Annotated in this window: 9 protein-coding genes; 4 read left to right on the top strand and 5 right to left on the bottom strand. The window is 42.1% G+C overall.

All coding sequences use genetic code 11. From position 1 onward, the window contains the following. The 3 genes from R7Q46_RS24385 to R7Q46_RS24375 form a co-directional block, all read right to left on the bottom strand. The coding region (locus tag R7Q46_RS24385) for a hypothetical protein (protein WP_318077843.1) at positions 1-292 on the bottom strand (292 nt) is incomplete at its 3' end. Positions 293-447: 155 nt separating this feature from the next. Next, positions 448-921: a trimethoprim-resistant dihydrofolate reductase DfrA31 gene (gene dfrA31, locus R7Q46_RS24380; protein WP_000703246.1), complete on the bottom strand. Its 474-nt coding sequence runs from the start codon at positions 919-921 to the stop codon at positions 448-450. A 162-nt stretch (positions 922-1,083) separates the two neighbouring features. Continuing rightward, on the bottom strand, positions 1,084-1,740 hold the full coding sequence (locus R7Q46_RS24375) for a quinolone resistance pentapeptide repeat protein QnrVC5 (RefSeq protein WP_000361705.1): 657 nt from the start codon (positions 1,738-1,740) through the stop codon (positions 1,084-1,086). Between the two features lie 640 nt (positions 1,741-2,380). Here R7Q46_RS24375 and R7Q46_RS24370 point away from each other — a divergent pair. Beyond that, on the top strand, positions 2,381-3,280 hold the full coding sequence (locus R7Q46_RS24370; RefSeq protein WP_193836720.1) for a replication initiation protein: 900 nt from the start codon (positions 2,381-2,383) through the stop codon (positions 3,278-3,280). A 40-nt stretch (positions 3,281-3,320) separates the two neighbouring features. Here the strand turns inward: R7Q46_RS24370 and R7Q46_RS24365 are convergent, their stop codons facing one another. Both R7Q46_RS24365 and R7Q46_RS24360 read right to left on the bottom strand, forming a co-directional pair. Further along, complete coding sequence (locus R7Q46_RS24365) at positions 3,321-4,094, bottom strand: hypothetical protein (RefSeq protein WP_318077842.1); 774 nt, start codon at positions 4,092-4,094, stop codon at positions 3,321-3,323. Between the two features lie 14 nt (positions 4,095-4,108). Next, positions 4,109-5,008, bottom strand: a complete 900-nt coding sequence (locus R7Q46_RS24360; RefSeq protein ID WP_102137300.1) for a site-specific integrase — start codon at positions 5,006-5,008, stop codon at positions 4,109-4,111. Positions 5,009-5,813: 805 nt separating this feature from the next. Here R7Q46_RS24360 and R7Q46_RS24355 point away from each other — a divergent pair. The 3 genes from R7Q46_RS24355 to R7Q46_RS24345 are packed head-to-tail and all read left to right on the top strand — an operon-like array spanning position 5,814 to position 6,733. Beyond that, positions 5,814-6,170 (top strand): hypothetical protein, encoded by a 357-nt coding sequence (locus R7Q46_RS24355; protein WP_228006406.1) that lies wholly within the window; start codon positions 5,814-5,816, stop codon positions 6,168-6,170. A gap of 43 nt (positions 6,171-6,213) precedes the next feature. Next, positions 6,214-6,456, top strand: coding sequence for a type II toxin-antitoxin system ParD family antitoxin (locus tag R7Q46_RS24350; protein WP_012615282.1), 243 nt, complete (start codon positions 6,214-6,216; stop codon positions 6,454-6,456). Beyond that, the gene (locus R7Q46_RS24345) at positions 6,449-6,733 is read left to right on the top strand and encodes a type II toxin-antitoxin system RelE/ParE family toxin (protein WP_012615283.1); all 285 of its coding nucleotides are present in this window, start codon (positions 6,449-6,451) and stop codon (positions 6,731-6,733) included. Before R7Q46_RS24350 ends, R7Q46_RS24345 begins: the two co-directional genes overlap by 8 nt. Positions 6,734-7,301 lie beyond the last annotated feature (568 nt).

Below are 7,301 nucleotides of genomic sequence, written 5' to 3'. Positions count from 1 at the left end.
AAATAGCCCAAAAAAAGAATAGCCCAATAACAACAAACAACCATCCACCTACTACTTGGGCATCATACTTACCAAATACTCCCTTTGTGTGGTTATTGTAAGCATAGGCAATAAACTTACCTGTTTTTGAGTCCCGCTCGCCGACAACAGTAACTTCATCATTACGATTAATAACCCAAGCATCAGATACTTGAAGTTCGATTACACAATTATTTTCACTTAATTCAAACTGTACCTTGGTTTTAGTGACCGCTTTGAAATTAATAACCTTACCAACTAATTTATCTAACATTATTTTGTTAACTCTATGTTACTTTACTAGGAGTGCTCTAACGCCCTGTTAAGGGGTGAGCAACGCAATACCGAAGCTTCCGCATACCGCCTTAACCACTAAAACCAACGCATAGTAAAAATGCCACGCGTTGTGAATCCCTCTTAAACAGTTTGTTAGCCCTTTGCCCAAATTTGGTACGTGTAATCAATATTTGAACTGAAACTTTGCTCAAATGTTTGTTTGAAACTCTGTGGAACTGAAGGGAAAAACACGTCGCCAGAGATGTGCTTATGAATCACTGAAAGATGGATAACATCTGCTTGTTCGATTAATGCTTTGTAAATTTCACCACCACCAGAAACAAAGACATGTGTTGTCGTATTGTCTAAGTAAGATAATGCCGATTCAATGCTGGTGAAATAAATAACATCTGGATCATTCGAGACCATTTCTGAGCGAGTAACCACAGCATATTTCCTATTGGGAAGTTTACCCATTGAGTCGAAAGTTTTACGACCGACTAAAAGCCAATGATTGTAAGTCATAGCTTTGAACAGGAGCTGCTCACCTTGTACATGCCAAGGTATATCCAATCCAGAGCCAATTACTCCATTCTCAGAAACTGCTGCCATAATGGATATTTTCATTTTTCCTCCTGAGGGCTAACGCCCGCCTAAGGGGCTGGCAACGCATAACAACTAAACTCAAACACAACAACTGCAACCACAGCGGCTCATTGGGACTGGAAACGCCACGCGTTGACAGTCCCTCTTGAGGCGTTTGTTATGTGTGTGTTCAAACCATCAAATTTAGTCAGGAACTACTATTAAACCTAATTGCTCTAAAAGTTGTTCTTGCTGCCACGAACAGATTTTTACACCTGTAAGGTCAACTTTCCGAGGGTCTAAACCATACAACTCCGAGTGGCTCAAATCACAACCTTGCAACCTACACTGGCTCCAACACCCTTCAGAAAATACTCCCCGACTTAAATCAGACTCTTTAAATGATGCACCACTCAGATTTGCGCCAATCCATCTATTCTCAAACAAATCACACTTTTCGATACACTGCCTTTCAAAGTTGGCGTATGAAAGATTACAACCTGTTATATAAGCTGAACAAAAATACATTCTGTTCGATACCTGATTCATGAAGCTAGCTTGAGAAAAATTGGCACCCTTTAAATCGCATTCTCTGAACTCGATACCAAAACAATTTGCACCTTTGAAATACGACATTGAAAGACTGCAGTTTTTAAAAGATGCATCTCTAAGATCCGAGTAAGAAAAATCACACCCCTCTAATTCACCTCGTTCAATGAAAGAACAATCTACAAATTGTGTATCGCGGAGGTTCGCTCGTTTAAAGGAACAGCAGAAAAATTTGCAATTTTTAAAATACTGACCACTCATGTCTTGATGTGAAAAGTCTGCTTGTACATATAACTGGTCTGTTTTATCCATTTTCTAGCCCTCTTTCTATTTGAGTCGAAGACTAACATTTACCAACCAGTTCTCAAGAAAAATAAACACCTTAAAAACAGCAACTTACAACCACTTAAAATCGCAAAAATAAGGCGCCAAATTGACGCTCTAAGGCACCGTTTTTTAATTCACCCATGCCGCATGGCTAGAAAAAAGTTTTGATTAATCATGGCGCTTGCAAGAAAAACACATAACGCTTTCTATACGGCGAAAAGCCGTATTTCTACTCAGATCTAAGCTCATTTAATCTTTCATGGTCAACATAAATTCAAAGACTTAAAGATAAATTCGGCATGTTAGGTGGTAACATGTCGCTTAATGTGAAGAGTGGGATTTAACGTAATGTCACTTAATGTGAAGTGCAGTGTTTCGGTAGAACAATGATTCTTGAAAGGTCGCGATAGCGGCCTTTTTTGTGCCTGATAGCAAGGAAAAACGAAGGGAAATTGCGCACTAAGGCATTGAGGAGTAAGATTAACTCCAGATAAAACAAAGCCCCGAATCTCGTACAATCTTGGCGGATAGCGAGAAGTCAGGGCTCAGCAATAATGCTAAGGAAAGTATACCAAATGACGAGCCATTCACAAGTCACAACTTACCGCCATAAGTGCGGTGTTGTTTGAAGACACAGCAATCAAACGCATTTCAACACGATTTATTCGAGACTCTGCCTCATAAGCCGTATTGCACTGACGAACTCGGTGTCACTTACATACGTCCAAAAAGTACAGCGATTAAGAAAAAATATCTGCAAGTGAATCAACCGAAGTTGGTCACATACCTGGTATTTGATATCGACAGACAAGGCGGTGTGTTGTCTTGGTATGACAATGATCTCCCCGCCCCCTATTGGACAAGTAAAAACCCAGAGAACGGACACGCTCACATTGCGTATCGTTTAAAAGTACCGTTTTCTACGTCTGATATTGCTCATAGTGAACCAATTCGTTACGCAGCCGCTATCCAATCCGCCATGACGGAACGATTGAAAGCTGATCGGGGGTTCGCAGGGCTACTGACGAAAAACCCATTACATCCATACTGGCAAAATGAATATTGGACAGAGTATGAGTACACGCTCGATGAATTAGCAGACTACCTTGATTTAAAAGGCCACCCGTTACGTGGTAGCGAAACGTCTGGTCTTGGCCGTAACTGTGAGTTGTTCGATAACACTCGTCAGTGGGCATATAGAGCGATTCGAGAATACTGGGCACCTAACTACAAAAGAAAGTGGAATGCAGCCGTATACGACAAAGTAGAAAGCACGAATAGCCAGTTCAATGTCCCTTTGCCTGTGTCAGAAGTGAAAGCAATAGCGAAGTCAATCGCTAACTGGACGTATCGAGAGTTCACGCCTGAGAAGTTCCGTCAGAGCCAAGCTAAGAAAGGAGCTAAAGGCGGTAAAGCATCTAAGCGTAAGCCTGTAGCCAATTCAGAAAGAACACTCAAGCCTTGGGAAGATCTTGGTATTAGTCGAAGAACTTATTTTAGATGGAAGGATTCTGGAAAGGTTTAAGAAATGGCACCAGATAAGCCTTATCAGATAACAGCCCTTTTTAGGGTTGTTTTGCTTTTGCGAGGCTTTTTAATTTTTCGTATGTCAGTGCCTCTTCTCCTATTGTCCATCCTCTATGGTTTAGAAAATCCTTGATCAATTCTTTCTCTTTCCTCAGTCTCTTTTGTCCAGATTGAGCATTCTTTTTTGTTTTTGTGCTTTCTTCTAATGTCTTTTCGAACTGAGCTTTTTCTATTTGATAACGTCTTTGTATCTCAGCGACTCTTTGATTGGCATACTCTTCTTTTTCTTGAGCATGTTGCTCTCGTCTTTGGATTGTTGATTCTCTTTCTAAAATGTCATTCTTCAATCGGTGGTATTCATTCCATTCGTTTTCGAGTTCTTTTCGTACTCGGGATAATTGTTCTTGATAAGCTTGGTTTACCTTTTCTTCTGCCCAAGACTTTGCCTCTTGCTTGAAGTTTTCGGCATCCGATTCTGCTTTTTTTGCTTGTTCTTCTGCTGCTTGTTTTATTTCTAGCGCTTCGACAATTTGGGCGTCATTTAGACCGTTATAGATGTATCTTGAAAGTGGTGCTAAAACAAAAAAACTTAAGACAAATAGTGCCCATAAAGGCCACAATCCTTTGAAAATATCCCAGAACCCTTTGGTTCCTGTGTATTCATAAATGACTGGTTTATTGCCTTTAAAATCGACCAATCCCCATTCGTCAGGTGCGCTGTCTGTTTCCCAAAAGTCGGTGATTAACACCGCGTTGTCTACGTAGTGATAACTCCAGTTTGCTGACCAGACAATAGCGCCTATGACAGCCACTAATATTAACCATCTCATCGTAGATAAACCTCCGTAATGTCGGGGCGGAAATGCCCCATTTCTTGGGATACAACTTCAAGTGCTTTCTCGTAGGGCATGGATTTTTTTAGCTCGTCCATACGTTCTTGGGCGTAGCTATGGCGTAGGCCATGCGCTCCGGTACTCCAATTTAATGCTCGATTTGATGCAGTGGTGAACGAACTCGACCAACGATTGCCGCCGTTTATATCGTAGTGACTTGTGTAGTTCACACCTCGATCTGTGATTTGTAGTGGCTGCTCAAGTCTGCGATCTTCCAACCTCTCCGCAAGATCTTTTGGAATGAGAACTTCACGGACAAGGCCGCCCTTACCTTCTACGGTGTAACGCTCACCCTCTCGACCAGTGAATTTTTCTTCCAGTGCCGGCCTTGGATCGGGGATGCGTTCATCTATGCGTTGCAGGGTATGAAGTTCATGCGCTCGAAGTCCTGCAGCGTGCGCTATTTCAGTGGCGAGAGCGTTACGTTCGGTTTGTGCATCCGCAATCATTTTTGCTTGCTCTGGGCTGTAGGAACGGGAGGAAAGAATTTGTTGTTGTTCGGATTTGATGACGTCCAGTTTTTCCGTTTGGCCTAGTTTCCCCGTAATATTTTGCATCATGCATTGAATCGCCTGACGCTCCATATCCAAGGTTTTTTGTCCAACTTCTGTGGCTCTATCGCTCAAATACTGATGCGCCTGCTCTATCGTTAAATCCCGCAGGCCACATTTGAACTCGGCATTAACGTGTTGAGCCACAATCGTCAGACGTTCTTCGTAGTTGCGAACGGTACCAACGCTAGACAGATTTTTTCCCTGAATCTGCTTCATGACGTTAGCGGCCTGTTTTTCAGCAACGGCTTTGGGATCTACGTTCTTCGCAAATTTAGCCATGTTTGTCTAACCATCTGAGAACGGTGGAGTGAGCGACTTTAATCCGCTTGTTTGCTCTAAGCCAGCGTTGAAGTTCGGCGGCTGTGGCGCCTGCTTGATGCAGCTCCAAGAGTTGATGCGTATATCTATCGAGTCGAGATTTTCGAGTGGAATAAGAGCGTTTGCGGATCGTTTTAGTTTGAGCTTTCAGTGTTGAAAGTTCAGATTGAACGTCGAAATAAGACATATATTTCCTTGTAAGAACATACAACCCCAATCGAATTAGGGCAGCGACAACTTAATGCCTATTCGCCAGTTGAGTGCTATGGGCACAGGGATTCTCTGACCGTTTTCCACTACCATTTTCTTTGAATGACGTTCAAAGCACCGTCTCATTTACCAGTTGAGAGCTGTATATCACGATAAACGTGTCTCGGAATTAACTGCTCCGGTGGACATGAACCAAGCTCAAGAGAGACTGACAGGACGCTGTTTTTTTCAGATTGAACAGGTAAAAACAAACTGCTTTCAGAGTAGCAACAATTCAAATCAAACTGATTCGCATCGTTGTACCAATAATGAACTAAGTTTGTGTGAAAATCAAACAGCGCTATTAATATGCGTAAATAATTATGCGTCAATTTTTCAAAACTCTTTATTTACAAGCCCTCGCTAGGTTAAACGAAGTTCTAACCTAGCGAGGGCGCGAGCGTCCTCGAAATTTGCGAAGTGTCTCTCCCGATTTTGCAATGCGAAGCGAGCAAACAGGGAGGGACGCTGAGTGAATTTGATAGGGGTATGAGGTGACAGCGTGATGAAGTAGCAAATGTTCACTGCAAACATTTGCTACAGAGCTGACGCGCTGCGCTTGTCGCATCCATGCACCAAGAAAATCGGCGTTGCCGGTTTTCCTGGTATATGGATGAGAGTTTGGACCTTCAAATCTCATGATACGCTTGATGGAAGAACCAATGAAAAAGAGGCTGTTATGTTTATTCGAGTTATTTTTACAGCATTATCATTTTGCGCTGTTTTCGTTGTGGTGAGTGACAACATACCGGGTTGGGGGAATGCTTTGGGGTGGAGTTACATCTTGGGTATGTTGGCTCTGGGGGTAATAACATTGAAAGCCGAACAGCTCATGGCATGGTGTGATAAGCAATTAGCGAAAAAGAGAAAATGAAGAGGTATACTAGGTGTGTTAATAATTAACACATGGTGATTTTATGGCTAGAACAACAAGCGTCACAATCGGAGAATCTCTTGATTGTTTTATCGAAAGAATGATCGCAACAGGTCGTTATGGCTCAACAAGTGAAGTGATGAGAAGTGCATTGCGACTACTCGAACAACAAGAGAATCAACAAGACTTACTGCGAAAAGCGCTCGATGAGGGTGAGGCGAGCGGAGAGTGTTCCTTGTCATTAAAAGAAGTGGCAGCAAGAAGAAAGGCCAAGCTGCATGTATAAACTTTCCCAAAAAGCAGCAGACGATTTTGGGGATATCTACGAATATACCTTTTTAAATTTTGGCGCAGAGCAAGCCGACAACTACACCGATGAAATGGAACAATGTTTACAAACTCTGTCAGAGGCACCATTCATTGGTCGAGATTGTTCCGAACTTCGTTCTGGCGTACGTCGTCATGATCATCAGAAACACGCCATTTTTTATCGAGTTCGAGAGTTCGATATCTTTGTTATCCGGATCTTGCACCAACAGATGAACCCAATGTTGCATCTTTAAATTACTTAATTTTTTGATAAAACCTAGAAAAACGCCCCTTAGAGGGCGTTTTTTGTTTCAAACGAACAGCGCCATCTTTGCCCTGTAAATCGCCTGAAAAGCGTCACAAACTTTCAGACCGATTTCTGGGTCAGTAGGGCATAGTAAGTGCTTAAAAACGTGCCTAGAGCCTCTGATGGCGTTCTAAGGGCTGTTTTTGATAGCTAACTCGCCCGTTTAACATAATAGGAATAATAGACACCGATTTTGAGTGTGGCTCAGGCATAAATTTGGATTCTGATTAATGTATACATCTTCAAGTGGTTCTATGAAATTGGTATACATTAATCAATAGGGGGAGGTGATTTTCGTTACAGAGTCACGCGTTGCGAATCACTCTTAAATGCTTTGTTAGAGCACTTTGCTCTGTGTCACCAAGTCAAAAGCTTCGTTAACTTTTTTCCCAAGCGAAATCTGTTTGATTCCTGCAGGAACATGTAAGAACAGTGGAAAAATAGCCCAAAAAAAGAATAGCCCAATAACAACAAACAACCATCCACCTACTACTTGGGCATCATACTTACCAAAT

This window comes from Vibrio sp. 811 (assembly GCF_033339195.1).
The sequence above is the reverse complement of the archived record's forward strand: the minus strand, read 5'-3'. Positions and strand labels throughout refer to the sequence as shown.

Bases quoted from the DNA above. Each gene is read 5' to 3' on its own strand.
- dfrA31 (WP_000703246.1), bottom strand. From the start codon at position 921: ATGAAAATATCCATTATGGCAGCAGTTTCTGAGAATGGAGTAATTGGC.
- R7Q46_RS24375 (WP_000361705.1), bottom strand. From the start codon at position 1,740: ATGGATAAAACAGACCAGTTATATGTACAAGCAGACTTTTCACATCAA.
- R7Q46_RS24360 (WP_102137300.1), bottom strand. From the start codon at position 5,008: ATGGCTAAATTTGCGAAGAACGTAGATCCCAAAGCCGTTGCTGAAAAA.
- R7Q46_RS24355 (WP_228006406.1), top strand. From the start codon at position 5,814: ATGTTCACTGCAAACATTTGCTACAGAGCTGACGCGCTGCGCTTGTCG.
- R7Q46_RS24350 (WP_012615282.1), top strand. From the start codon at position 6,214: ATGGCTAGAACAACAAGCGTCACAATCGGAGAATCTCTTGATTGTTTT.
- R7Q46_RS24345 (WP_012615283.1), top strand. From the start codon at position 6,449: ATGTATAAACTTTCCCAAAAAGCAGCAGACGATTTTGGGGATATCTAC.